Below are 26,995 nucleotides of genomic sequence, written 5' to 3'. Positions count from 1 at the left end.
GGGACTTTATATGATCCATAGTATGACCGCCTACGCCCGCAAAGAAGTGAAAGGTGATTGGGGCACTGGGGTTTGGGAAATTCGTTCAGTTAATCAACGCTATCTTGAAACCTTTATCCGCGCACCGGAACAATTTAGAGGCTTAGAGCCAGTAATACGTGAGCGCCTGCGTAAGCACCTACAACGCGGCAAAGTTGAAGTATTCCTAAAGTTCACCGCCAACCCAGCGCACGTAGGCCAACTCAGTGTCAACGAAGCACTCGCGAAGCAACTTGTTGAAAGCGCAAAGTGGCTGCAATCTCAAAGTGGTGGCGACATCAATCCCGTAGATATTCTACGCTGGCCAGGCGTGATGGAAGCCGAAGAAGTTGATTTGGACTCCGTAAACAGCGAGCTGTTAAGTGGCTTTGACGATCTAGTTGAAGACTTTAAAGCGGCGCGTGCAAGTGAAGGTGAAAATCTAGAGACCATGATCACCACCCGCCTCGACGGTATATTAGAACAAGTTGCCATTGTTGAAGGGCATATGCCTGAGGTGACAAAATGGCAACGTGAAAAGCTTTCTCAAAAGCTTGAAGAACTCAAAACCGACATTGACGAAGGCCGCTTAGAGCAAGAACTTATTTATCTTGCACAAAAACAAGATGTTGCCGAAGAACTCGACCGTCTTAAGTCACACGTTAAAGAAACCCACAAAATCCTCAAAAAAGGAGGCGCGTGTGGTCGTCGTTTAGACTTTATGATGCAAGAATTTAACCGCGAATCTAACACCCTTGCTTCAAAGTCGATCAACAGCGACATCACCAACGCCGCTGTAGAACTAAAAGTGCTGATCGAACAGATGCGTGAGCAGATCCAAAACATCGAATAGATTCTTGGGTAGAAAGTCACCCGTTCAGAGAATGTCTTAAAAGTCTTGTATTTCTTGCCGAAGTGCTAATAAATACAAGGCTTTTTTATTTTTCCCGTCCAAATAGGTTTGCAGATGTCCGTTACCAACTACCTGTTTAGTGGTGGGTAGAACTCCTGCGCATCTTCTATAGCACAGGGCACTAGCTGTAACTCTTTTTAAGCGCACCTCCACCATCGACATAACCAGAAATAAAGCTACCTTCAATAGCATTGAGCACATGACGCAAATTTTGTGCATGAGGGCGATAACACACTTTTTCGTATTAAGTTATTCCAAGTATTTCCACCAGTCTTGTGCCTGCCATAGCATTTTGTGCGGTTTGGATCGTTGGTTTATCTGTCCGTTTTGCTTGTCAGCTATAAGTTTTCGTTGTGTACCTTTTTGCTCACGTTGACGATACGCTAACGCACATAATGGGCACTTAGTATCTTGATGCAGTCCAGAGAGACTAAAAAAAGAACACTTTCCAGATAAAATATAGATGAGTAATCTGAAGGATGTAATTTCGATTGCGTCTTGAGTCTCAACGCGTAGCTTCATGGTGCTTAAATCAGTTGAACTCTCTGGCTCACCAATTTGCGTCATGCTTGTTTCAAACGTTTCAGTCTTACGTTTTCTCATGTTGCTGTCCTTTTTAATATGCTGAAAATGCCAAAAAGGAACGTGATGTGCGTAACGCATTGCTTTTTCAGTGTGCGTTACTTCAAGTACAGCGCCTTACTGTTCCTTCTAGTGTCAGATCTTACAAAGGTATGAGTCCAAAAGCTTAGACTGTTTCAGATTTTTACACTTGAGCGTTTCATTTGTTTAACACAAAATACACAAACAAGGCTCAGGCAGGACTATAGCGTTGTCATTGTTAGTAAAAGAATATTAATGGAGTACCCAAAGGGAAAAGATAAATGACAATTAAAGCAAGCAGTTTAGTACAGCAACTGAGGTTTGCCGCAGGATACTCTGTAATTCAGTTTGCAAAGAAGATGGGCGTTTCAAAACAAACCATCTACAACTGGGAGAGCGGCCTGACAACACCGGATTTAAACCAAGTAATTAGAATGTACATTGTTTGTGGATTGAACCCCAAGTCTTTACTACCAAAGCGAAAAAAAAGCAGTAATGATGAACTTGGTGATACCGATACCAACCTCGATTAAATAGCGCAATTTGCAATCAAGATTGTTACACTATGCATACAAATGTTATTAACATAAGGAATACAAAGTGTATAAAAAAGAACCTAATTACATCTCAAAGCAGCTACTTCCTGATGAACACTTAGGCAGTATTATCGGTTCGGGTGGTGTGGTCGGTGATGGCGCTCAAATTAACCCTAAACAAGAAAGAGGCAATATAGCGACCTCTGTAGTACAAGTCATTTCTCACAAGTACTTGCGACTAATTACGGGCTCTGGCGGTGTAGCTGGTGGAGGCGGCGGTCAAGTTGATCCTCAACAAGTGGAAGGTGCGATACAAACGCCTTACTTTAAATCTAGCAACGAGAAATCATGAGTACGTTATATCAAGTCATAATGGAAAATAACCACCTAATCAATATTTCGATTTGGGTGGTTTTGATAATTTCAGTCTTTCTAAGTAAAGACAGCCCTAATGTTCAATGGTTAGCAGTCAATATTTTATTTGCACGCACATTAGACATTGCACTGTATGAACCTGCTTTAAAGCTGGGCGGATGGTTTTACTTTATAATGGCGACGCAAAATTTACTTTTGATGGCGCTCGTCATAAAACGCAAACAGATTGCAAACTATATAGCGCAGTTCAATTTAAACTTTATCAGTCGCTTTGCACAAAAAAGTGCAAAAGACTTTTCCCTAACACCAAATGAGCTCACTTACATACTCATTTTAGCAAGTGCTGCTCTCATTCAAACTGCGTCCCTTATAGAGCGAGGGTTCAGAAAGCTAACTGACTTTAACCCAATGTTTATCTATAACGCGTACCCAAGTTTGATGCACATACTCACTATTCTTTCCGTGCTGGTTGTATTTTCACTAGTCATTGATGCTTATCGTGGTTTCTATACTCGTCGTGACTCTACAAGTCGCAGTAGCTCAATGTGAGAGCATGGCTCGGAGTGAATTAGCTTTGTACTATCACATAACGTGCAGAGGTTACTTTTATTAAAACTGGAGAATTATCATGATATTGCTATAACAATTTTCTTAATTAAGTGATCTATTTTGAGGCGAGAAAATTTTGTCGATAATCAGGCAGAAATTTTGCTATTTAGTTGTTCTAAATAAGAAATTTTTAACGCTGTTAGCGTCAAATTTACTCCTTCAAATTGAGCAAGTATTAAATCAAATTTGTATTACCCAATGATATAGCTAAAAAATAACAGGAGCAGCAGGCGGTGGAGTAACTAGTCCTGACCTGTCTGAGAAAGAAAAGTAAATCTGAGTGTAGATTCTTGCATAAAATACAAAAGCTTATGAACTTCAAGTCACGAAATGGTTGGGTCAACCAACTCCTCACCATCAGCTAGATCAATTACATACAACATGATGGAACGAGGACAAAAATAAAATGGCACACATTGCCCAACAAACAAATCAGGATAACTGCTCAAGGTCAACTCTGTTAAACAGCGCTGCTTGATGGTATTTTGTACACCAATTTGAGCGTCACATAACGATACTAAAGATGCCAAAACAGAAGCTGACCAGTCTCCACGAACAATATGCTAAATTTTAAGCTGAGCTGATGCTATATCTACATTATCAATACTAAAAAATGAACAAAGTCATATTTAAAAACCAATACCCAATCATGCTAAAGCCTCTAGGTAAACTGCTTTAGCTTGATTTAAGTACTCAGCTCGTTCTAATTGTGCCATTGTAGTGATTTTTATCGAATGCCTAAATGTATCATTAGGCTGAAAAACAACCGGATCTTTTAATGAAAAAGGTTTACCCAGCTCAAACAAAATATAAGGCTCATCAGAGTTACTCTCATATCCTGTGATGGATAATTCGATTTCTCGTCTCTTTACATATTGAACATCTCTAATTGGCCAGACTAGTCTAATATCGTGGCTCACTTGGTAATTTGGAATCAAGGCTAAGTATCTAATTTCATTGACAACATGGGATTTAAAATTTAATTCAAATGTCGAAACTGGAAGGTGATAAAAGTGTAATTCCTCATTTTTAAACTTCTCAAAGCAATTTATGAATCTGTCATTATACTTGCCCAATGCCACTGTCATCGTCATCGTCATCGTCATCGTCATCGTCATCGTCAAATCAGGGTACAGCACTTGGCGCATGCCGTAATACGGTATTCGTGCTGTTTCTTGTATGTAGAGCCTTTCCGCCATGCCAGGCACATGATACATGGCTTCATTGTTTTGACCTGTTTGTGTGTTCGGCGCTGTGCCAATTTGCGCTTGCAAGAACGCTAGCAACCATTGATGACCGGAATAAAGACTCTTTGTCTGGCTAAGATCCGTTTGACTAGGCTCATTTTGACTAGGTGACAAGGCAAATGCGCCAATGCCCACTTCCTCTATCGCGGCTGCGTAGGGGTTGGGTGTTGTGGCTTGATTAAAAAAGCCTGGATATAAAGCAAACGCACCAAAAACTGGGCGGCTTTTTTTAGCCGATTGGTCAGCGATTGAACTGGATGAACAATCAGATTTATCCGGCTCTGATAGGCAAATCAAAGCATCCCGATAGCGGTGCATTTGGTTAATGGCATCGTCTGGTACGTAATTAGTACTTTCAATATCTTCATTGCTGTCATCAAAGCGATTTTTCTCGGTTTTAATGCGATATTTGGCATCAAACAGCCAAATAAATTGCCTTTCTTCTGATGAGTCTGCTTTCGTTAAATCGGCGCTTTTAGGCAGTGTCACTTCCAAGACAATATCTGGCTCTTGGTTCACTAAATACGAGCGGATTGATTGACCCTTTTTGGTAAATTTCGGCTCGTGTGCCAGCCTAGCGGTCACACCATCGCTGCGTTTAAAATGAAAAGCCCCAGCAAAGCCATCTTTAAGTTGGTACTCAAAAAAGTCATTTTGGGCGAGCTTAGTCGCACTGTTTTCAACCAATTCGAAGCCTAGATCCTGCTCTAAAATCTGTTTCAAACACAAAAAACACCACACTTCGTAAATCTCGGCCACTGATTTCATTGAAATGCTCGACTGGTTGCCAAACACATCTAAATAAAATTTCAGCTCCTGCCAAATGCGATACACCGCGCTGTAACCGGTTTTTTGCTGAAGCACTAACGACTCACGGTTTAACCCTGTGTATGCCCCCACCTCTTTTAAAAAGCTTTGACCTAATACTTTTTGCAGCGGTTGTTGCCAACTATGCGGCTCATTTAAAAATGAATCTGACAACCGTTGCCGTTCTGGTGCTTGGTTACTCTGCCTAAGTTTTTGTTCAAACTCCGCTAATTGCCACTTGCTTTTACTCACCGCCATTTTGATAAAACGATTTTCAGGGGTATCAACACTCAGTTGCTTTTTTTCGACTGCGTAGCGTTTATCGTACTGGCCATTAGCAAAGTCTTGTTTGACTTGCTCCGCTAGCTTATGAGGCAAACGGCCTTTTAATTTGGCCGCTTTGATATTGGCAACCACCGGTTGTAAGCGGCTATGAGGGGCTGCACAAATCACTTTTAAGCCTTGCTCAAAACGCGCCCGTAACGCAGCAAAATTAGCCAACCACATCAATGGAAAATGCCCGCGTTGCTGGCTGGTCGCTGCATCTTGTTCTGTTTTTTCTACCAAACTAAAGCGCCAAATCGGTATACTATGTCAATGACTGAAGTCATCATGATAGCTAACCCACAGCCAACTTCGCGGCTTGTTGCCACATAAAATGCGGCATAGGCACTTTCAACTGCCAAGTAATGCTCATCGGTTGTGACCCTGTATGCGATACATAGTCAACTTCACCATAATTCACAAAACCCATAGTGCGGCCAAATTCATCTTTGCTTTGCTCGCGTACAAATAAAAACAGACGCTTACCCATTTTTTTATGTTGGATGTATTCCAAGCCACGCCCCTTATCGGGCCGTGCACTATTTTGCGACTGCCAATGAAAGAGGTGTTCGTTAATAGCGTAATCGTGATACATGGTGGTTGGCGAAAATTGCTTTTCGTTTTTGTCCAAGGTAACAAACATCAATTCAATATTTAGTTCTTTAAGTACAAATACACCTTCACGTGCTGGCGGTTGGCGCTCAAACGTGGTAGCACCAAATGCGACCAATATTTGCTCACGCGCATAACGTGCATGTAGCCTCAATGCGACCTCTGGCAAAGCCTGCATTGCTGGTTGCTCATGCTTGGTTTGTGCGAGTTGCCAATGCACAACATCCAGTAACTCTGCTTTTAACTCGCAAGCATTCAGTTTCGCTAAGCTTTGAACAATGGAATCTAATCCACATTCAGGCCCCGTTTTCTGCCAAAAATCGTAATGACACATCAAGGCATAACGATGGTCAGCATCTTCAATGACAAAGTTACTTTGGCAAAGCTGTTTTAAGAAACTCAAATAGGTATGATCATCACAGGTCAAAATTCGGTTATGAATGGCCTTTCTAAGCATTTTCAGCAAATCTTCATCAGCTGAATTTTCGTTGATTTCATCCTTAGCTTGCCGAACCAGCTTAGACCAACTCCCTCGCTTATAAAGCTCATTCAAGTCGATGTGAGGATTTAAGGCTAAGAAATTCGACAATGTTAACGGCAGTGTAGAATGCTGAGGATATTGGCGGATCATTGCGACTAGGCGCTTCAACGTTAATGAAGCTTGACGAATGTTGCTTAGCACCATTTCTTGAGTGCGCTTACTCAACTCAATGCGACAACCCAGTGGTGCGTGGGGGAACCCTTGCTTTATTTCTTCGCTTATCGCTCGATGGCTTTTACCGACTAAAGCTCTAAATTTATTGGCAAAGTCATACTCTGGGCGGGAATTACCAACAAAATCGAGTACTGTGCAGCACTCTTTACCATCCGATAAACGCAAACCTCGGCCTAGCTGTTGCAGGAAAATGGTGAGACTTTCTGTCGGTCGTAAAAACAATAACGTATCGACTTCGGGAATATCAACACCTTCATTGAAAATATCGACGACACAAAGCACGTTAATGCTGCCAGAGCGAATGGCCTGCTGCTTTTGCTGGCGCTCATGGCTATTATCACTGGTCAGCACATCAGCTCTAATTCCTTTTAATAATAGTTGCTGTGTCATGTACTGAGCATGAGCTTTACTCACACAAAAAGCTAGCGCTTTCATTTTGCTAGTATCTGTCAGTATTTCCTGCATACAGAGTAAAATTTTGTTAAAACGAACTTGGTTCTGAGTATAAAGGTCTGTTAGTTTCGCAATATCGTAACGTCCACGACGCCAAGGAATGTTGCGAAGATCAGTATCATCATCGATGCCAAAATACTGAAATGGGCAAAGGTGACGACGATTAATCGCTTCCGACAAACGGATCTCTGCCGCAATCACACCACCAAAATCCGCTAAAATATCACCGCCATCATGGCGCTCAGGTGTTGCAGTCAGGCCGAGTAATATAGTTGGGGAAAAGTGCTCCAGCAGCGCGCGATAACTAGTCGCTGCAATATGATGCACTTCATCAATGACAATGTAGTCATAATAGTCAGCAGTTAGGTTAAGCTGGTTCAGCTGATTGTTCAGAGTTTGAATAGAAACAAACAGTTGTCGATAGTACTCCGGTGTATGTCCGCCAACCCAAAGTTCACCAAACGTACCATTACGCAATACCCCACGATACGCAGATCTGGCTTGCTTTAATATTTCTTCTCGATGAGCAACAAATAAGAAATTAGCTTGCGGCTTGGCTTTGATAAAGCGCGCAAAATCAAAGGCTGAAATCAGGGTTTTTCCAGTGCCGGTTGCCGCTACCACTAAATTACGAAAGCGCTGGTGAACACTGCGCTCAACAGCCAGTTGTTCCAAAATGTCATTTTGGTGAGGAAACGGCGATATATCAAAAAAGTGCGTTGGGCTGGTCTCAAAATTTCCACGCTGCTGGTTCAAAGCTTTTTTGAGTTTTTCATTGCTTATTGCATCACCACTAAAGTGTTCAAAATCATGTGATGCCCAATAGGTTTCAAAAGTACTCAATGATTTATTGATAATGTGTGGAATTTCTTGCGAGGTAATTTTTAAATTCCACTCTAAGCCATTAGTTAACGCTGAATGGGAAAGATTGGAAGAGCCGATATAACCAGTGTGATAACCCGTATTGCGCAAAAATAAGTAGCTCTTGGCATGTAAACGTTCATGCTCGGTGTTGTAACTTAGCTTCACTTCAGTATTGGGTAAACTCGCCAAATACTCAACCGCTTTAGCATCTGTAGCCCCCATGTATGAGGTGGTGATAATTTTTAGCTCGCGACCGCTATAGGTAAACTCCTCTAACTCTTTACGAAAAATCCGTATCCCTGCCCACTTAATAAATGACACTAACCAGTAAATCTTATCCGCGGATAGAATCTCTCGCTTCAATTCAGATTCAAGCGACAATCCAGCATTACTGCCACAAAACAGCTCGCTTTGACTTAAACCAGTTAGTGGGAAAATGTCGTTAATATAATTTTTTAAATCGGCTGAAACAGGATTTTCGAGCTCATAGAGCGCAGTTAGGATTTTACCTTGACTAGCAAGCAAATTGCCTTCGATAAAATCGTTATCTTGAATTTGTGTTTTTAGCCATAGTAACAATTGGTTAGATAAAGCAATCTGGTGTTGTAGGCGATCATCGCCAGAGGGGACTGACTCAATCGCATACTCAAGAATGTGTGATAGGAAACGAGATAACCACGTCGATGCTTCACTACTATTGAGCTCACGTTCGCCGACATAGAAGCGATCTCGGTCAATTCGACTCTCGATAAGCTGCGTTATAAGCTGCTCATAAATTCCGACTTGTTGCATAATGTCCCTTTTACTCCAATGGCTGAATTAACAGTAACATGGATTGATATTGCAGCCTGACCGCTCGGCCAGTCAGCGTGGCCAGCTCAGTGACCGATTGCGGCTGTTGTTCGGCAATCACTTTTAACAACTGCTGGTTTTCTTTCGACAGCACATTGGCCACTGATTTCAGCGAGTCGAACCAAATATCAACGGGGAAACCTGGGGCAGACGTTTGTCCTTTAATCCCAATCACGCAGCGCGATTGTTTTGCGTTTTTCATTGCTTTACTCGCATAGCTTACTCGAATCCTTTGCTCACTAGGTTCCCAGCAAGTACATAAAACAACGTTTAAATAATCAAAAGACCGTACGCTTATACATAAGACACGCATCTTATCAACAACCGATAATATCGCAAGGGTATTGTCTGTTTAGGACGATTATAAGCCACGTATACAGCAGGTACACAGCCAGTAAACTAGCGGTATTGTCTGCCTCAGCCTATGAGCCTAGCTCTGCCCCTAGGTTGACTAGCGGTTTACTGCAAGGCGACAAGCCCACATAGGATTCACCACCTAGTTAGTCATCCAAGATGCTGCCTTTCACCCGCTGTTTATTTTAAAGAAAGTGCGTAGGCGTGTGTTGTCGGGCAGGCTGACTTTTCGCTGTGGTCGGTTGCCATCAGGGACTAGGTTGCCTGCGGCCATCAGTGCTTTGGCGGCGCGATCTGGGCTTAGGCCTTCGGTGGCTTCACGCCAGCCAGTTGGGTAAAACAGGTAAAGGGTTTGTGGCTCAGTGGTGTTATGTTAAGGATGACCGGTATGCCGTGAGCGCATGGATGCGCAGTAGCGGTCTAGCCAACCTGCTCGTTGGCGTACTTGGCTGCTGTAACCTGTTTGTTTAGACGTAAAGCGGCTTTCGCCATGCTGCTCAATAAAACTGCGCACTTGGCGAATGGCTTGTTGGTCTTCATTGGCGACCACACCACCACGGGTAAGTATCCATTGTTAAGCTGGGTTAGTGTGTGGCTAGGTAGCGTGAATTAAGCCGTTGTCCATATTGCCCCAAAAGCCCGAGGGGTAAGTACCCAAAGCCATCTCAAAAGGGAAAGCCTTGCCCAACGGTAAGGCCATTACACTTTTCTGCGCGTAAAAGTGTGCTATGCAAGTTGAGTACTCCTCTATGCGTTTTACCGAACGGTGGAATGCAGAGGTTGGAGGTCTACACAAAGTGACTTTATGGGTAACAATCTGTAAACCTTTTGGCGGGCTTACAACCTTCCATTAACCCTCAATCAGTTTTTTGCTAACGTCATTTGGCCAGTCTCTTGCCTCATCGTTTAAGCAAATCACTCAACCGATTTAACAGCGCTTTACGGCTATTGTTCGCCACAACAAAGCGCTTAAAACGTTGTTCAAACGCCACCTCATTCGCTTTAAAATGATAGGCATCAAACAGCTGATGCAGATAGCGTGATGCCGCATCGTAACCACTGGCGCAAGTTCGATCCGCTTGCTCTTGTGCTTGCTGCCAGTAGTGCTCACGCCGATTGTAAACATCCGTCAACACTTCTTCTTTTTCTGCTTTTTCGATGGCTAATTTTTTTGCGAGGGCTGCGGCTTGCTCTTGCTGTAATTGGCTTTGCGCTTCCTCGATAAAAGGGGAAATTACCTCGGGGGTTAGCCAATACTGATAGTGTTCGTCTGTGTTGGCAGGTTCATTTCGCGTCAGTGCTAAGGCTTGGTGACGGGTAAGCTGGCCCTGCTCAAACAACATGCGTAATAACGTGTCTTTCTCTGCTTCTGAGAGACTATTGAGCCACGTATCAAACTGAAACTGGGTTTGTTTGGCTTGGTGACTGGGTTGCTCTTTCAGCACCATGGCGAGTGCCTTAACCAATGCTAAAGGAATATCATACAGCGCTGCAAACGCCTGCTCCTCTTCACTGAGGTGCTTAAAATCGAATTGAGCTAACGGCACTCGCTCAACGTCATCATTAAAATCAAACGCTTTGAGCCACATAAAGTACACAAGGCGCCAATCCCCTTGCATTAATCCACTGCGTAAAGCGGCTAAATGCTGGAAAAAGTCGTCAGCATGCTCATCGTCAAAATATTCGTAGTACTCTTCAATGGAAAAAATCAGCAGTTGCCACTCATCGTTTTCGTGAACATGAAGCCCATCACTTGAAAAGCCAAGTAACGCTTCAGGGAGCGTTGCTGCTGGTAGCTTGATGTAGACATCGATTGAGCCCCAATCGGCATAATAAAAACCGATATCAAAGTATTTTAACATCAGCTCAAAAGGCTCCGCCTTTAAGTCACCATAGTTGTAATACACCTGAAAGGACGTAGAGCTGATCTCGGCACGACTTGAAATGGCTCTGAGTGCTTGACGTGCTTTAGCATCTAAATACCCATCTAGACGCTCGAATTTATAGTATTGATATTCGCTCACGATGACCTTGCTATGTATTTATTGTAAATTGAAAAGTTTGTTTCAATAAAGGCAGTACCTGTACCGTCCTACCAACAGATCCCGTGTTTAAAAAACTTCTTGGATCAAGGGTAACAAATCCCCAAAACTGTAAAAATCGCTCAATAAACCGTGATTCGATGAGAATGCTCAAGTTTCTTTCCGGCGAGAAGTAATTATCTGCTGGGAAGCCCTGTAGTAAATCAGGGAAAGCCACTTTCATCTCTTCAACTAGCTGATCTACACTACTGTGGCTTTGAATACGCCACAGCATAAACAGCCAAAAGGTTTGCAAGTCGGCATCAAACTCAAAACTGTCCAAATAGCCCCAGTTATATTTGCTGATGGCGGCTTCTAACATAGGTTTAAAAAATTCTTGTATACCTGACACCTGATACTGCTTTTGCGCTGATTTTTTCACATGGTAGCGGCCACTACGTCGATAAATAATACCGCTAATTTCGGCAAGCACTCGGGTGTAGTGCAAGGCATTAAACTTGTCTTCGTTGCTGCCCGCAAACTCACTGATGCTTATTTCACGTTCGAATTGAGCAACGGCAAATTCGGGCAATAACTCACTGGCTTGTTTGACTAATTTAGTCGGTAAGTTGCCTTTGCTCGTTGCTTTGAAGGAGCCGCTTTGCGCCATCGCTTCATCCAGAATGAGGGCTAAATAGCGCATTACTGGGCTGGCAGCAAGGCTGTCTGGCGTACTGATTGTGATCCACTGTAATTCAGTAAAAGGCGCATACAGCCAATTGGACATCTGCGTTGGCGTTACGCCACAAAAATCGGGATGGGGTTGATTATTGCGATCCTGAACTTTGTGTTGCAAAGCTGCGTTGAGCTCATCAAGGCTCCAATTTGGATTCATTGCCAACATAGATTCAACATCATCGAAAACTTGGGCATGTTGCTTGGAAACGCTGCTCATACAACAGCGTTTAAATTTTTTCCCACTACCACAATGGCAAGGATCGTTTCGGCCGAGCTTCATTGTTGTCCCTTCTTAATTGTTATAGAAAAAGCGCTGCATTTTCCTGTTTGCGCTGTTGCAATGTCTTAGCAATCGCAGACACTGTTGTTTTACTGATCCCTTGCTGCTGTGCAAGATACGTAAATTGGCTGATGGCTTCTGCGACTTCTTCAATGACTTGCCTTGCATCATTCCAATTCGAAAAGCTAGCATTGGTACAATGCGCCCATGCCTTTATCACCGACAAAGGCCAGTCTATCCATCGCCGTTAATTGATTAGGCAGGATGCCCTTTTGCCGGAAAATACGATCTTGCAACAGCATGCCCCAGCCATCGGGAAAACAATCTCCAAATACGCCATGTACACCTTGATGTGGCGCTTGAGGTGCGACTTGAACTTGTGTGCTCGACTGCAAAGTAAAAGGTGATAAATTGCCAAACTGCTGCAAATAGCTGTCTGCATACTGGAAAAAAACGCCTTGCCGATTCTGCGCCAAGACCCCTACAGCAACCTGCTCACCTGAGCTTAATCTACGAGTTACCATGAGTTTTTGAATGGGTTTAAAACTCATCTTTTAGCACCTCATCAATACTCTTGGGTACAGCAGCGTGTTCTTTGCTTGGTTGTGTGAGCTCGTATAACCGCCCAAGCGAGTCGAGGGTTTGCCAGAGCAACAACAATTGGCGAAATGAAATTTGCCCAGTTAGCTCAAACTTCTTAATGGTGGCCGCAGGTACACAGCTTCGCTCAGCCAATGCAGATCGTGACAGTTTTGCCCGCTTTCGTAACTCACGTAAATAAGCCGCATAGGCTTGGCTTACATCGGTATCATCAAGTAAGGTAAATTTCATCCGCAAAGGCAAAATGGATACAGTTATATCCACTATAGCGAAATAAAGCAGAAAGTAGATACTATTGTATCCACGAATAAATGAAGTGTTGAAAAATCACTCGTTCAAGCCTTTCAAAACTTATATTTTTAAACCCTAGCAGCATAAAAACGGCACTATTTTTCCATTGCTAACCACTAAGGTTTAGTAAAAGCCATAGGTCAGTGGTGAGCAGTTTGGTGGGCAAACAGGCATTTTTGAAAGGTTTATTTTCAGTAAGTTTTTGAGTTTTGAGTCTTTAAATGTTTAGATTGCCACCCGAGGGTGGCATTTGTCTGTTACTCTTCTTTATTTTCGAGTGCTTCTTCTCGGCGCAGATAAGCACCGGCTTCGTCACTACTTGCACGCAGTTGGTGGTTTTGGTCCACAGCTCTCGTTTGCTGGTTGAGCTGGTATACTTGTGAGGCGTTGCCTAAATCACGCTCACTGGTAATTGCGGCAATGGACTCCCGATCTTTTAAGAAACTAATCACATCTTTACGGATGTCGCTTAGCTGTGCATCGTCTTTATGCATTTCTAGAATATGTCTTGGGTGCTCTAGGTTTTTCATGCCCGTTGCTGCAAAGGTCGTTGATACTATTCTCGACACCACTACCCAAGGGGTAATACTGCTGCGTACTAGCGTATTTTCAGAGCGTGTGGAATCGTGAATACCAGTACCTGTTGATATTTTTGACTCAGTAAATGTCCCTTCACATTTAAAATAAACCAGCAGAGATTCAAACTGCATCTCGGCATAGAATACGTGTGCAGCATTGGTTAGCATTGATGCAAACGATTTAATCAATAAGCCACTTAGCAGTAAATGCACGGCTACCATCACAACGGCGCTGAACGACGCGATGTTTTCTTCGCTGAAGGCACTAGAAAAATTACTGATATTGGCGCTCGTTACATAGTGGTAAATATCTACTACGGCATAAGCAAAAAAGACACTTAACCCAAGGGTCACTAGTAGCAGTAAGTTACCACCAAGCAAAGATAAAAACCTAAAGCGCTCAAATGATTTACCTAAATCTAGGGGGAGAACTTTAGGTTGTACTTCTTGGATCATTTCGCCTTTAAAGCCACCTTTACCATCAACTTGTTCTTGCAAGCTGGGATCTAGCTCACGATAAACCCGGTTTGGTACTTCTTTATAGCGGCGATTTGCCATCACCAAGTTATCTAAGTTAATAAATATCTCGTTTGGATGTACTGACTCTTGCCAGTTTTCTCTTAATTCAGACACTTCAACCACTGGGTTTACTTTATCTAAACGCGCTTTAAGCATAACAGCAATAATGGCGCTACAGCCAAGTGCAAGCACGATAACGCCCGTGAGATAAGCCCAAGTATGAAGGCTAGGTAGCGGCGCAAAAAAGAGCTCAATATCGGCTTTACTTAACTTCCCTTCATCCATGATGTAAGACAAAGTTAGGCCTATCAAGATTGGTAGCACAAAAGAGAGCGAAATCACTTTAGCGAGGGTCGCACTCCCCAAAGATTCAATAGCATGTTCCGCTTTGCGTGAAATCGGTTTAGCCGCGCTGTACCAACATGACAAAATATATATCATCAGTAAGGTGCTATAGATTGGAAAAGTCAGCTCCCCAGCATCACCGGCAAAGCCCGATAGCGATACAAACGCCACCACACCATAAAGCACGAGTGCGGTTAATGTACTCACCCATGCACCAAATAAGCGTTGACTCATATTTCTGATAGGATAAGGGAGAAAAAGTAATTTAGGTGCAATGCTGTGAAGCAAACGCGATAAGAAACCTTTCGGTTCTACAAACGTGCTGTTCTTTCGGCCAATCAACATTTCTTCTAGCGTTTTAGCCCGGTAAGCCACATCAGCCTTTTCTTGCTGGGCGGTTGAAGTTTCTGACTTACTGAAGTTATAAGCTAAAGAGGTGGGGTGATTACGACCCACAAAAAAGCGCAGCGTTGCATATATTCCTTTTGCAAGAGAAGTGATCCCAAGACCTAAAATCAACATGCCAAATAGCATGATGATCCAACCCATACCCGCATCGCTCTTAACGGAGCTGGCGGCAATCACAAGTAGTGCAATGCCCGCAATAGTTTGTATTGCACCACGAAAAGCAGTGATTTTACCTTCCGTTTTAAATGGGTTTTTAAGCCCTAAATCAATAGAGCCATAATCAAAAGCCACTAGCAGCCTCCTTGTATAAACAGTCCAATGTCGGTGGCTAGGAGGTCGTTTAGCTTACGTAGCGTCCTGCCACACCTTTCAATTCATGTAATACTCTGCACAATAACTTATTAAGTTGCAACGAGTTTCGTTTGAATTCAAAGAAGTTCCCACTTACCATTATCAAATCGTCTAATTTCGTTACAATTAGGCGAAATAGACAGAAGATAAAGCCACTCGTTTTCTACCAATTGTTTTACAACCGGGTGTGCTGTCATGATTTGCTCAAGCGCCTCGGTTGGTGCTTGAACTATTACGCTCAAACGCTGTGGTGTGTGCATCCACTTTTCACCGTTATAAACGGATTGCAGTGGCAGACCAATTCGCAAATCTCCGCCATTCCCCTCAAAAACGCCTATTCGCCCCCCTACCACGTTATGAAGTACTTTATTACCACTACCATACTTACCAGGATCGGTGACTGAGGCGTTATATTGCATATTAATCCAATTAGTAACGAGCATTGGCGCCGTTAAAATTGAGGTTAATTTAGTTAACTCTGGGTCTTGCTGATAATCGTACTCATGTAAGAACACTCGACCTTGTAGGTCTAGCCCCTGCGTTGTCTGTCGAGGCGCAATAATAAATCCAGCGTTATTCGCAAGCCCCCACTCAGGACGAACTTGAGACCAATCCTTGGTTCGAGCGCTAAACTGCTGTTCTAGCTGTTGCTGTGACAAAATATCTGGGTTGATTGCAAGTGCCTCTGAGCGCTCAATGCGGGCTAGATGTGATGCCTGTTTTAGCCACTGACTGATCTCTGGTTTGAGTTCGCCATAAGTTACAATTTGCTCTGTTGTGGTATTGTGTAATGCTGCGATGAACCGAGTTGTGACAGGGATCTGCACCCCCAGTTTTATCAGCTCATTACGCACCGCAACATCATTTAATAGCTGGGCGAGTACTTTTACATTAACCTCGCCAGATTGACCACCGCATGCGCCACACTGTAGCCCCGCGTCGTGAAGATTATTAGTGGTTTTTGCTCCGTGACCTACTAACAAAACTGTATCTGCAAATGTTGTTAGTCCCATGCCTGCTAAGATAGGTGCAACCAATTGAGCTTGTTCAGTAGCCGAAATCTCTCTTTCATCTTGAGTAAGCCGCCATGCTGTTGTACCTATGTGGCTATCAACAGGGTGCGCGGTGGGATGCAGCATAAACACTTTACGTAACAGCTTGTAAAAATAGCTCATCCCCATCGATTCAACCATAGAAAAAGAAGCTGCGGCAGAGTGTGACCAACTCTGCCAGCGCCCCGTATGTTGACGTTGTGTGGTTAGCGATTGTGGCTCGTGTATTTGTGTTACCTTTAATGGGGCTTTTAATAAACCAGGTAATTGTGGCCGCTCAAAGCCGCTATCTGAGGCTCGATAATCTATCGGTAAGCCAAAAAAACCAGCGTATCCCATCGTGTGAATACCAAGGTGCTGCTTTTCTAGTGCCCGACGTATTACCTCTGAGCGCACATCAATGCAAAATATAGCTTGTAGTATATTTGCGTTGCTCTCATGTGCTTGCTTAGACTCGAATTGTTGAGCTAACTTAGTTTGATAGCTAAGCTCCAGTGCACGCTGGAATAACAACCTTGGCGAGAGTGCTTGCTTATGCTCCGCGATGATTTCAGGTAGCTGCTGCTTTTGCCTGTTCCAATGATGGCTAATTTGACTAAACATCGTAGGATAACGTTTACTAACATACTGCCAAATCACAAGCTCCCATGCCATTCTAATAGCCAATAGCGCTCGCATGTCAGAGTTTGGGCAGCCGGTAAGATTAGCCTGCCAACGCTCGTACCCAACCCATGACGCCCAACCATTTATATCTAACAGCAGCATATGTGCGTAGTCCGCAAGCGCTGTGAACTCAATGCCTAATGTCTCAACGGTCAGTGCTATTACCGTATCAGGTTCTGTCGGTAACTGTTTAAAGTATTCGACTAAACCTGGCTCCCCCATCACGATACTTATGCCCAAATCTTGAGAAACCGTCTCATGCCAATGACGATAAACGCAGAGCTTTTTGTGTCCTTGGGTTTGTTTCAAGATAGGCTGCACTTGCTGATAGTGGGCAGCGCAAAATTGGCTAATTTGATGGGCTATTTCCTCTTGCCATGGCATCTTGTGTTCAGAGCGGTAGCAGTCAAATAGATCAGCCAACGTATGCCAATGTGGTAACGCTTTTCGGCGACTTTGCCTTAACCAATTCAGTAATTCATTATTGCTGCGCGGCACCTGATAGTACTCGGCAGCTTGTTGTAGCGCAGCAGGCGCGATAGCCCCTTGTTGCCACTGTTCAAGATAGAAATCAACGGGCATCAACATGTTAACTTGTGCCAACGCACTCAGTTTGCTCACCGCCACATCAAATGACAAGGCTTTTATCCCCCAAAACGGATTAACCGCAATTAACTGATCAAGCGGCCAAGTTGGCGCGATCCGCATTTCTGCGTCGAGCAATTGCTGTTGCTGTGGCGCTGACAATACACTCTGGTTATTACTGTGATTGAACATTACTTCAGCTCCTCAAGGTTGGGGGTATAATGATGTTTAGCGAGATACTTTTGCTTTTTGGTACGAGGCAGCTGCACAGGCCAAAGTAATATGGTCAATCTAGTCATCCATTCATCCAAATAGAGACCGGCATATAATAATCGAGACAGCTTTTGTACCAGAGGTAAGTGGGCGCGATAGTAAAGTAGATAATTGACTATCGCTAATGTGATCACTATGGTGAGCAGCCATACGTCTGAAGCAGAAAAAGCCTGTGTTCTTAGCTCGTCGGGTAAAGCGACCATAAAATGTAATAACCATTTCTGTACGCTGTACACAACCAGTAGTACCAACGCAATACCGAGTATTTTCCAATAGCTACGCAGCACCTGAGCTTCGAACCGCAGTGCCAACCATACTGTCAGTGCGCCTATCATCAGTGCCCAAATACTTACAGGCCCTTGGTACCCGATACTGCTTGCTGCACCATAAACCAAACCCATGGCAACACCAAGTGCGCCAAACCACTGCCAAAAAGGCGGCTCTACTTGCTTGCTCATCCGTCGAGTTAAGTCTTCATGAACCCATTGACTCGCATTAAGAAAGGCATGTGCTTTATACGCTGAGTGAGCAAGCAAGTGTAGCAGCGCCAACTCGTATAGCCCAAGCGCACATTCCACCAGCATGAGCCCCATTTGCGCTGATGTAGACCAAGCTAAACGAACCTTTAAGCTGATCCTCGTAGTCATAATAAGCGCCGCTAATAACGTGGTGATCCCTGCAACAATTAAAAGCAGCCACTTCGCAGCCTCTACCCGTAAGACTAAGGCTCCAAATAACATCACCAGAAAACCACCTAAATTAATGATACCGGCGTGCAGCAGCGCGCTGACAGGCGTTGGAGACTCAACAACCTGCATTAGCCACCCATGAACGGGGAGCTGAGCACACTTTATTAATGCAACAACAGCCAATAAAATGGCGGCGGTTTGATCCAAAGCTGTGATCGCGCCTGTATATGTCGAATAAAATTCCAATATTTCATTAACTTGCAGTGAGCCTGTGGTTAAATAGATACAGATAAAAGCACCTAAGAGTGCTGACTCCGCCAAGCGCGCCAAAATAAACTTTTTATGTGCAGCCAAGGCAGCTCTTGGCCGGTTTGGATAAAACACTAGAAGACGATGTAAACTTAGGCTAATTCCAACCCAAGAAACCCAAAATAGTATCAAGTGATTGCTTAATACCACCACAGTCACACACAGCAATGTGATCAGCAGGCTGCGAAAATACCGTCCTCGTAACTTGTCGCCATCAAGGTAATGAATTGAATAGCGCAGTAACACAAAGCTCATAAAGCCAATAAGAGAAACCACACAAAGTCGCAAAAAGTTTATTTCAAACAATGTGTTTGCATTGCTTTTTGAGGTACTCCAATACCCCCAAGCTAACACCAAACAAAGGCCAACGCCCAGAGCAAAAAGGTTAGTAACACGGAATAAAAAACCATTTTGAGCCATGCTTTTTCCCATCACAAAAGCGGCAACGACAAAATGGAGGAGCAGTAAAATCACCAAGGTGGTAAGCATCAATTTCTACACTTCGTTATCGAATTTTACGGTATCAGTATTATTCCAACCTTTTTAACTTAATAAAAATAGATATAATTTAACTATTCGTTCTGTTTTTGTTATGTATAAATGAGCCGACTCAACTATCATCACCTTTATTACTTTTGGCAAGTCGCCAAACAAGGTAACCTGACTCAAGCAGCTAAAGATCTGCATGTGTCACAGTCTGCACTTTCAGCACAGATAAAGCAGCTAGAGCACAATAGCGGAGTTGCATTATTTGAACGCAGCGGCCGACAGTTAATACTTACCGAGCAGGGTAAAAAAGTACTTAGCTATGCGGATGATATTTTTACTACAGGACAGGAACTTGAGGCGTTATTAAGTAAAGGCGTGCAATCTACCACTCATGTTACGATTGGGGTTTTAACAACTCTCTCACGTAACTTTGTCGAGGCATTCATCACCCCGTTGATGCAGCGCAGTGATGTTCAATTTAAATTGAAATCAGGCAGTATCTCTGAGCTACTAAACGGACTAACCAAGCACGAACTGGATTTAGTACTAACCAACCGCACCGTTAACTTGGATACATCCGATCCATACTGGCAATGTCAGCTCGTGGCAAAGCAACCGCTAGCCATTGTAGGCCCACCTCAAAACAAACCCGATACATTGTTTCCAAAAGGCTTTGCTAACACCCGCTGGATTTTACCCCCAGCCAGTTCTGATCTCCGCACTGCTTTTAATGCCTTATGCGCGCAACACCAGTTCTTTCCTAACATACTTGCTGAGGTGGATGACATGGCAATGATGCGACTGCTTGCAAGAGACAGTGGTGCTGTGGCGGTATTGCCAGCAGTGGTGGTAAAAGACGAAATTGCTCAAGGGGTGTTAACGCACTATCAAGACTTACCTGATATTTATGAATATTTTTATGCTATTTCAACACATAAAAAAGTCATCCCTGAAGCGATTAAGCTGTTGTTACATAAAGCACGTAGCGACCCTGAAGCCTTTTAAGTTGAGATTGTTAGCGACCATACTCATTACGCATGCCATCAAGCGATAAAACGTTCAGTAGCACAGAGACTTAATTTACCATATAGCAAGACTGCCCCCACCCAAAGTTGAGGCATCTATATTGCCCTATAAAGTTAGTGTAAATGGACAATAGTCGAGTGTTTTGTAACTGAGCCCATATTTAGGTAAGAAAATCACCCTAAGCACTTGACCAATTAACGTTTATTTAGCAAGCTGAAGTTATAGGACAAAAAATAAACGAGGCGATGATCGTGTTCAAACTTGCGCATAATGGCAACATTTTAATGGATGTGAAATCTGCTTCACCGCCAAGTGCAGCCTTTATCATTGAAGCCCTTGAAAAGTCGCAGTTTGCCGACTGTGAAGTTGACCATGACTCTATTGACGCTTACTTCAAGAGTGACTTCCCTGAAAGTCAGCTTGTTGTCGCGAAACAATATGACGCTGAATTTACCGTGACACTCAGCGACGACAAAATGCAAGCTTTTGGGCAACTCAAAACCGCACGCGGTGGTAAAACGATTGCATTAGAAGAAGCCAAGAAGGTTATAATCAAAGCGGGCGTTAGTCGTGGCTATAAGCAAGCCTACCTAGAAAAGATTTTAAGCAAACAGTTTGAATTACCTCCCGGTGAAGAAGCTTCTGGCATCATCGCACAAGGTCGACCACCACAAGATGGTCAGTCCGCTAAGTTATTACCTCATGTACAAACGCTAAAAGAACGCCTTAAACAGCCAAGAATGCGTGAAGATGGCACTGTGGATATGCGTGATTTTGGCAAGCTCGCAAGTGTTTCCCCCGGAGATCTACTGGTTACACAAAGACCAGCAACCCCAGGTAAAGAAGGGTTTACTGTCACGGGTGAAAGCATAGAAGCCAAAGCAGGAGAGTCTTTTCAGTTGATGGCAGGTGAAGGTACAGAAATTAACCCCAGTAACCCTCTTGAGCTCATAGCAACAATTGCGGGGTGTCCATCAGACATAGGCAACGGCATGCGGGTAGACGATGTTTTTACCATTGCTGATGTAACTGTAAAAAGTGGCCACGTTGACTTCAATGGGAGCGTAGTCGTCACACACAATGTTGAACCGGGCATGCGGGTTACAGCAAAAGGAGATATAACGATATTAGGCACAGTAGAATCAGGAGAGCTAGTTGCTGGTGGGAATATCGAAGTAAAAGGTGGCGTTATAGGTCATGTTGACCACCAAAATAACGAACAAGGCTTAACTTGCAAACTCAGCGCAAAAGGCAATGTCGAGATCGCTCATGGTCAGTATACTTACCTTGAAGGTGAAAATATATTTATCAATAAGCAAAGTAACCATTGTGATATCAAAGCGCAGCGGCTGGTTCAAGTAGGCACTGGGGAGCACCCTAATGGCAAACTCATCGGCGGCTCTATCATTGATGCTCAGATGATAGTAGCAGGAGAGATAGGCAGTGGTTCTGGGGCTAAAATGATGATTTACTTAGCCCGTAAAGGGATTCAAATCACTGAAGATACCGACACATTATTTAAAGAAGTCGCAGCGACCAATGAATCTTTAGACCAACTCCAACAAGCTATTGAAAAAGCAGAGTTAGTCAAAGACACGGAGAAAAAGCAACAGCTAAAAACAAAGATAGGTGCGACACAAATGCACTATTGCCAGCAAGCCGAGCAGCTAGAGAAGCAGCTCTATCAGCTCGACCATGACTTACATGAACTGTTAGAAGATACAAAATTATCTGCAAATAAAGCGCTGCATTCTGGCGTTGAAATACATATATTTGATCGCGTTTATAAAACAACCCGCAGCTATCCACCTTGCACAGCCTCATTACAAGATAACCAAGTTAAAATTGATTTTAAAACGGCTGGTAACTAGAGCCTGTTGACCTTTGATTTTTGCTCCTTGAGTGTACTTTGGTCGCGGTGCTCAACTTGCCGCCCAATAGTCAAAGTAGAAGTTGGGCAATCGTGAACAAGGCGCACTTGGGTAAACCTAAAGGGCAACGCTTGATCCACATTTTTACTGAGTTGCTCTATCAGGGGGCAAGGAGACTTCACAGGAACACAAACTCTTTATCGCCTGACTGACATAAAGCAACTCTCCTACACAGGCTCTACCTTATACAATACCAATCAAACGACTGCGAAAACAAACTTAAAAAAATAAGCAAACTCTAAAACTATTTATCGTTGGCATTTGGGACAATACACTGTACTTCGCTGTCCTAATCGGACTTCTTTCAATGAAGTTTCACAAGTAACACACGGCTCACCTTTTCGTCCGTACACCAGTAACTCTTGGGCAAAATAGCCAGGTTTACCATCGCTTTGTGCAAAGTCTTTTAGCGTAGTACCGCCTTGTTTAATCGCCGCACTAAGGGTTTCCTTAATTATGGGCGCAAGTGCCTGATAACGTTTAAGGGATATTTTTCCTGCTTCTTTTTTAGGGTGGATCCCAGCTTTAAACAAGGATTCATTCGCATAAATATTCCCTACCCCCACGACTACGTGGTTATCCATAATAAATTGCTTAACTGCTTGCTTTTTACCACGGCTCATTGCAAACAAATGCTCCGCAGTAAACTCAACGGTCAAAGGCTCGGGACCCAGTTTTGCTAAAGTCGGGTGTAGTGCTCCTTTTGCTTGCCACAAAAAAGCCCCGAAGCGGCGGGGATCGTTCAGCCGAAGTGATTTGCCACCAGCGAGGATAATTTCGACATGATCATGCTTTTTAAGCGGTTCACCTTGGTCAACAACGCGCAAGTTCCCCGACATACCCAAATGCAATATTGCGGTGCCATGAGCCGACTCAATTAAGAGATATTTAGCGCGGCGCTTCACGGCGGTGACTTGCTCCCCTTCCAACAAATGCACGTCTTGGGGGACAGGCCACCTTAGCTTCTCGTTATAGACTTTTACATGGGTGATCACTTGTTCAGTTAAGTAGGGTTGAATGCCCAACCGACTTACTTCCACTTCTGGTAATTCAGGCATAATTAGCTCTATATTTCTTGCTGTCTAAATAATATGGGTAAAAACAAGGCGCGCGCCTGTGCTTCATCAAGCTCAAACCAGCGCTGCTTATGCTTATCAAACAAAATCAACCTGTTGCTATGTTGATATAACTGAAAGCTTAATGGCAGTTCATGTGTCGCTAACCAAATACGCGCGACACTAAGCGCCTCACCTAGCTGTGGCGGCTTTTCAATAACATTAAGCTGGGCTTTTTGCCAACTTGAGACCATAGCACTAAGCTCTGACACGCTATAAGACTGCGTCGCGCCTTTTGGCAGTTCTATACGCCAGCTAGTACCAATACGTTCAATCTTATAACCGGGAAACGCTAATGTCAGGACAAAGCTTTGCGCTGGTAACACCGCCTGTATTCCCATTTTTTCATCTGTTGGATTCAATTTGTAATGTAACCCATTGAGAAAGAAAATCATCAGCAGCATGGAAAATATAACCACGTTATTCCATGCTTTACGGCTCATTTGGATCATAGCCATCTCCTAGCGTCTACTGCTCTTTTGCATTTATTTTTATAGCTATCTGCTTCCTAACCACTGCTTTTGATGGTACAAGCCCTTTTAGCGGTTCGCTTTGGCACTTAACTAAGCTTATCAAATAGCGAAATGATTCAATTCATGAGTATAACATCAGCCCAAGTGAATACGGCTAAAGTTTCCCTCGCTTATAGATGCTCGTTACCACATTCACAGCTATAAAAGCCAATGCTTTCCTAAAGCAGGCTTGCTATCTTGAACTCAAACTAACTGGGGTAAATTGCACATTTGGACTATTTAATTAACAAGTTATTTTGCTAGAATGTGGGCAAAATTTTTAGGAGTTCCGTCAATGGCAATGTATGTAGTGGGTCATAAGATCCCAGATTCAGATTCAATCTGTGGTGCAATCGCACTTGCATATTTAAAAAATCAAATTGGTGAAGAGGCAATCCCATCACGTTTAGGTGATGTATCACCTGAAACTCAGTTTATCCTTGACCGTTTTGGTTTTGAAGCACCTGAGCTGAAAATGAGCTACGCAGGTGAAGAGGTTTACATCGTAGATCACACTGAAAAGACGCAAGCACCTGATGACATCGATAAAGCGACGATTGTCGGCGTTGTTGACCACCATAAGCTTGGCGATCTGACCACATCTGCCCCACTAGAATGTTGGATCCGTCCAGTCGGTTGTAGTAACACGATTATCAAAATGATGTATGACTTTTACGATGTTGAAATCCCAGCAAATATTGCTGGCATCATGATGTGTGCAATTTTAAGCGATACCGTGATCTTTAAGTCACCGACTTGTACTACAGCAGATATTAAATGTGTTGAAGCGCTAGCTGAGATTGCTGGTGTTGATGACGCAAAAGCACTGGGCATGGAAATGTTCAAAGTAAAATCTGCAGTTGATGGCACTCCAGTGCGTGATTTAGTAATGCGTGATTTTAAAGACTTCAATATGAATGGAAACCTTGTTGGGATCGGCCAACTTGAAGTCGTTGATCTTGCTGTGTTCGACAACATCAAAGATGAGCTACACGCTGATATTGCCAAGTTAAAAGCTGAAGGTAATCGCCACAGTGTGATGTTACTGCTGACTGACATCATGAAAGAAGGCTCACAAATGCTAATCGCATCTGATGATGAAGCAATTATTGCTAAAGCCTATAATGTTGAACCAGAAGCAAGCAAAGTATGGTTAGACGGTGTACTAAGCCGTAAAAAACAAGTAGTCCCGCCACTACAAGATGCCTTTGCACAGTAATGCCATTGCCGAGGTGCTTACCTCGGCATTTTACTCCTGACTCTATACAACCAAGCCCACACACTAAACAGCATTAGCCGCTGACCAGACCCCCTTTTCTATCCCTTGCTTCACTATTAACGTTAACGCTTTTTCAATCGCTTGAGTCACACAAATATGCATCGGCTCATTATCACTAAACCCAGCTTCCGCTTCCGCCAGCCGCTTATAACTTACGTAACGAAAAAAACCGGCTCGAACTTCCATTGAGAGTACTTTTTTGCTGCTTGCAACAGACAATAATACTTGCCCAGTACGCACATCAACAGCGCGCATATAAATTGAAATGACATCTTCTCGATAAAGCTCTGAAGCACCAATACCAAAGTACTCCATACCTAATCCACCCGTGCGAATATTAGAGTCATAACTGATGATCCCGCCTTCTAAAATAATTTTTGCAGTTGTAAGTGGCGGTAATGGCGCAGCATCGTTGTCATCATTGGCTGCACGAATAATTTTACGCTCGGTCAATAGGTTTTGTAGCCCCTCTCGTTCAACCGGAATAAACCAGTCGGTCTCGTGTAGCGCTTGCATCAAAATTGAGTTTGCGCCTTGCGTAACTGCGGTAGAAAAAGAGCTAACATTATCTTGTGGCTTATATTGACCGGTTTGATCGCGAAAGGAATAAACAGAAACAGGTATTCGACCTCTGGGCTTAGGTAGCGCTTTTAGCTCTGCAAACGTTTGTGTTTCTGTTAATGCGATAGCAGCACTCTGCGAAGGAGGTAAAACACGAGACAGATTAGAGCAACCTGTTACAAAGAGCGTGATGGCAATTACTACTAGTCGGTACATTTAAAACCCTCCGTCGGGAGAGACTGAAAACCTAGGAACTTCTAGGATCGTTTCTTCACCTGACGAAGTGTTAGTAATCCTCACCGTAATGGTGTCTGGCGTACTTGTGATCACTTGGATCTGATAATCTCCACTCATAAATGTGGCATCTTGATCAAAAATACTATCTTTTACATCATCACCAAAAGCCACATCAGTGATCTCTCTGACCAAACGATTGAGATATGTTCGCTCTAGCGATTCTTGAAACTTTTCATCATAAGTCTTTTCAATGATCGGCGCTCGGTGTTTATTTTGTGATTGCGCTTTACTTAGTAACATATTGGCGTTTAGCGGGTTACCACCAAAAGCTGGATTAATTGGCTTGTAGACCAACTCAGTTGCCATACTATTTTTGCTGTGAACACAGCCCAACACACCGAGTAACAATGTTATTTTTATTATCTTCATTTTACCACCCACTAGCTGCCAAATCTTCAGACCCACTTTGCTGATACTGCGCCTTAGCCATCGCATCCATTACCGTAAAAATCGCGGTTTCAACACGTTCGTCAACAGAGCCACCTCGCCTTCCCATTGCAGTTGCGTACACAGGCTTATTATTCATTAACACTTCCAATCGAGTACCAGCTCTTGGTAAAACGGTTTCTTTAACCGTAATGTTAATTCCAGTTGAATTTGGCACATCTCGCCAAAGTTGTGAGAATTGGGAATAAAATTGATGGCCAAACCGGCTAATACTTTGATCCATCACTAAACCATCGATCTCAACATCTTGTTGTGCCACTGCTATATTGGCTAAAAAAAGTTGCGCACTTAGTAGTATTATTATTTTTGTCATGACTTATCTGCTCGTTATTTTGGCGATGTTGATGAGAGTAT

The 26,995-nt window shown here is 43.4% G+C and carries 25 protein-coding genes and 1 pseudogene; 7 read left to right on the top strand and 19 right to left on the bottom strand.

The window, feature by feature from the left end; translation table 11 throughout:
* Positions 1-10 precede the first annotated feature (10 nt).
* Positions 11-871 (top strand): YicC/YloC family endoribonuclease, encoded by an 861-nt coding sequence (locus F9Y84_RS00170; RefSeq protein WP_128730764.1) that lies wholly within the window; start codon positions 11-13, stop codon positions 869-871.
* Between the two features lie 309 nt (positions 872-1,180).
* On the opposite strand, the gene F9Y84_RS00165 is transcribed toward F9Y84_RS00170, so the two are convergent.
* Positions 1,181-1,534 carry a hypothetical protein gene (locus F9Y84_RS00165; protein WP_147391330.1) on the bottom strand — a complete coding sequence of 118 codons (354 nt, stop codon included), beginning with the start codon at positions 1,532-1,534 and terminating at the stop codon, positions 1,181-1,183.
* Between the two features lie 281 nt (positions 1,535-1,815).
* Between F9Y84_RS00165 and F9Y84_RS00160 the strand changes: the two genes are divergently transcribed.
* The 3 genes from F9Y84_RS00160 to F9Y84_RS00150 all read left to right on the top strand — a co-directional run bounded on the left by F9Y84_RS00160 (position 1,816) and on the right by F9Y84_RS00150 (position 2,994).
* Complete coding sequence (locus F9Y84_RS00160) at positions 1,816-2,067, top strand: helix-turn-helix transcriptional regulator (RefSeq protein WP_045962041.1); 252 nt, start codon at positions 1,816-1,818, stop codon at positions 2,065-2,067.
* 67 nt (positions 2,068-2,134) lie between these two features.
* Entirely contained in the window at positions 2,135-2,422 is a 288-nt protein-coding gene (locus tag F9Y84_RS00155; RefSeq protein ID WP_147391329.1) for a hypothetical protein, read from the top strand.
* Positions 2,419-2,994: a hypothetical protein gene (locus F9Y84_RS00150; RefSeq protein ID WP_147391328.1), complete on the top strand. Its 576-nt coding sequence runs from the start codon at positions 2,419-2,421 to the stop codon at positions 2,992-2,994. Before F9Y84_RS00155 ends, F9Y84_RS00150 begins: the two co-directional genes overlap by 4 nt.
* 383 nt (positions 2,995-3,377) lie before the next feature.
* Here F9Y84_RS00150 and F9Y84_RS00145 read toward each other — a convergent pair whose 3' ends face one another.
* From F9Y84_RS00145 to F9Y84_RS00085, 13 genes and pseudogenes are all read right to left on the bottom strand, one after another.
* A complete protein-coding gene (locus F9Y84_RS00145; protein ID WP_211091502.1) occupies positions 3,378-3,584 on the bottom strand; it encodes a DarT ssDNA thymidine ADP-ribosyltransferase family protein in 207 nt (68 codons plus the stop codon).
* A gap of 117 nt (positions 3,585-3,701) precedes the next feature.
* The gene (locus F9Y84_RS00140) at positions 3,702-5,690 is read right to left on the bottom strand and encodes a DUF2357 domain-containing protein (protein WP_404821599.1); all 1,989 of its coding nucleotides are present in this window, start codon (positions 5,688-5,690) and stop codon (positions 3,702-3,704) included.
* Between the two features lie 37 nt (positions 5,691-5,727).
* Positions 5,728-8,868 carry a DEAD/DEAH box helicase gene (locus tag F9Y84_RS00135; RefSeq protein ID WP_147390103.1) on the bottom strand — a complete coding sequence of 1,047 codons (3,141 nt, stop codon included), beginning with the start codon at positions 8,866-8,868 and terminating at the stop codon, positions 5,728-5,730.
* Between the two features lie 10 nt (positions 8,869-8,878).
* A complete protein-coding gene (locus F9Y84_RS00130) occupies positions 8,879-9,130 on the bottom strand; it encodes an HVO_A0114 family putative DNA-binding protein (RefSeq protein WP_147390104.1) in 252 nt (83 codons plus the stop codon).
* Between the two features lie 525 nt (positions 9,131-9,655).
* Positions 9,656-9,832, bottom strand: coding sequence for a hypothetical protein (locus F9Y84_RS22030; protein WP_225740751.1), 177 nt, complete (start codon positions 9,830-9,832; stop codon positions 9,656-9,658).
* Positions 9,833-10,181: 349 nt separating this feature from the next.
* Complete coding sequence (locus tag F9Y84_RS00120) at positions 10,182-11,306, bottom strand: hypothetical protein (protein ID WP_147390105.1); 1,125 nt, start codon at positions 11,304-11,306, stop codon at positions 10,182-10,184.
* 10 nt (positions 11,307-11,316) lie between these two features.
* Positions 11,317-12,321, bottom strand: a complete 1,005-nt coding sequence (locus F9Y84_RS00115) for a YecA family protein (RefSeq protein ID WP_147390106.1) — start codon at positions 12,319-12,321, stop codon at positions 11,317-11,319.
* Between the two features lie 19 nt (positions 12,322-12,340).
* A complete protein-coding gene (locus tag F9Y84_RS00110) occupies positions 12,341-12,547 on the bottom strand; it encodes a hypothetical protein (RefSeq protein WP_147390107.1) in 207 nt (68 codons plus the stop codon).
* Positions 12,519-12,872 (bottom strand): annotated as a pseudogene (locus tag F9Y84_RS00105) (HipA N-terminal domain-containing protein); the annotation flags it as partial. The gene F9Y84_RS00110 and the pseudogene F9Y84_RS00105, both read right to left, overlap by 29 nt.
* A complete protein-coding gene (locus F9Y84_RS00100; RefSeq protein ID WP_147390108.1) occupies positions 12,862-13,152 on the bottom strand; it encodes a helix-turn-helix domain-containing protein in 291 nt (96 codons plus the stop codon). The gene F9Y84_RS00100 and the pseudogene F9Y84_RS00105, both read right to left, overlap by 11 nt.
* A gap of 317 nt (positions 13,153-13,469) precedes the next feature.
* Positions 13,470-15,353, bottom strand: a complete 1,884-nt coding sequence (locus F9Y84_RS00095) for a hypothetical protein (RefSeq protein ID WP_147390109.1) — start codon at positions 15,351-15,353, stop codon at positions 13,470-13,472.
* Between the two features lie 137 nt (positions 15,354-15,490).
* Positions 15,491-17,905: a YbcC family protein gene (locus F9Y84_RS00090; protein WP_147390110.1), complete on the bottom strand. Its 2,415-nt coding sequence runs from the start codon at positions 17,903-17,905 to the stop codon at positions 15,491-15,493.
* The gene (locus tag F9Y84_RS00085) at positions 17,905-19,473 is read right to left on the bottom strand and encodes an NADH-quinone oxidoreductase subunit L (protein WP_147390111.1); all 1,569 of its coding nucleotides are present in this window, start codon (positions 19,471-19,473) and stop codon (positions 17,905-17,907) included. The genes F9Y84_RS00090 and F9Y84_RS00085 overlap by 1 nt, the downstream gene beginning before the upstream one ends.
* A 111-nt stretch (positions 19,474-19,584) precedes the next feature.
* On the opposite strand from F9Y84_RS00085, the gene F9Y84_RS00080 reads away from it, so the two are divergent.
* Both F9Y84_RS00080 and F9Y84_RS00075 read left to right on the top strand, forming a co-directional pair.
* A complete protein-coding gene (locus F9Y84_RS00080) occupies positions 19,585-20,478 on the top strand; it encodes a LysR family transcriptional regulator (protein ID WP_147390112.1) in 894 nt (297 codons plus the stop codon).
* Positions 20,479-20,750: 272 nt separating this feature from the next.
* Complete coding sequence (locus F9Y84_RS00075; RefSeq protein ID WP_147390113.1) at positions 20,751-22,370, top strand: flagellar assembly protein A; 1,620 nt, start codon at positions 20,751-20,753, stop codon at positions 22,368-22,370.
* A 308-nt stretch (positions 22,371-22,678) separates the two neighbouring features.
* Here the strand turns inward: F9Y84_RS00075 and mutM are convergent, their stop codons facing one another.
* Both mutM and F9Y84_RS00065 read right to left on the bottom strand, forming a co-directional pair.
* The gene (mutM, locus tag F9Y84_RS00070; RefSeq protein WP_128731621.1) at positions 22,679-23,488 is read right to left on the bottom strand and encodes a bifunctional DNA-formamidopyrimidine glycosylase/DNA-(apurinic or apyrimidinic site) lyase; all 810 of its coding nucleotides are present in this window, start codon (positions 23,486-23,488) and stop codon (positions 22,679-22,681) included.
* Between the two features lie 8 nt (positions 23,489-23,496).
* Positions 23,497-23,997, bottom strand: coding sequence for a hypothetical protein (locus tag F9Y84_RS00065; RefSeq protein WP_147390114.1), 501 nt, complete (start codon positions 23,995-23,997; stop codon positions 23,497-23,499).
* A 355-nt stretch (positions 23,998-24,352) separates the two neighbouring features.
* Between F9Y84_RS00065 and F9Y84_RS00060 the strand changes: the two genes are divergently transcribed.
* Entirely contained in the window at positions 24,353-25,276 is a 924-nt protein-coding gene (locus tag F9Y84_RS00060) for a manganese-dependent inorganic pyrophosphatase (RefSeq protein ID WP_128731622.1), read from the top strand.
* Between the two features lie 63 nt (positions 25,277-25,339).
* Here F9Y84_RS00060 and F9Y84_RS00055 read toward each other — a convergent pair whose 3' ends face one another.
* Genes F9Y84_RS00055 through F9Y84_RS00045 form a run of 3 tightly spaced genes read right to left on the bottom strand, consistent with a single transcriptional unit; the run spans position 25,340 to position 26,954 of the window.
* Positions 25,340-26,113, bottom strand: a complete 774-nt coding sequence (locus tag F9Y84_RS00055) for a CsgG/HfaB family protein (protein ID WP_128731623.1) — start codon at positions 26,111-26,113, stop codon at positions 25,340-25,342.
* Positions 26,114-26,563: a curli assembly protein CsgF gene (locus F9Y84_RS00050; RefSeq protein WP_373865584.1), complete on the bottom strand. Its 450-nt coding sequence runs from the start codon at positions 26,561-26,563 to the stop codon at positions 26,114-26,116.
* Between the two features lies 1 nt (position 26,564).
* Positions 26,565-26,954: a CsgE family curli-type amyloid fiber assembly protein gene (locus tag F9Y84_RS00045; protein WP_125250636.1), complete on the bottom strand. Its 390-nt coding sequence runs from the start codon at positions 26,952-26,954 to the stop codon at positions 26,565-26,567.
* Between the last annotated feature and the right edge of the window lie 41 nt (positions 26,955-26,995).

This window comes from Pseudoalteromonas peptidolytica, from assembly GCF_012641745.1.
In the GTDB taxonomy this organism is placed as follows: Bacteria; Pseudomonadota; Gammaproteobacteria; order Enterobacterales; family Alteromonadaceae; genus Pseudoalteromonas; species Pseudoalteromonas peptidolytica.
This window is presented reverse-complemented; position numbering and strand designations above follow the sequence as displayed.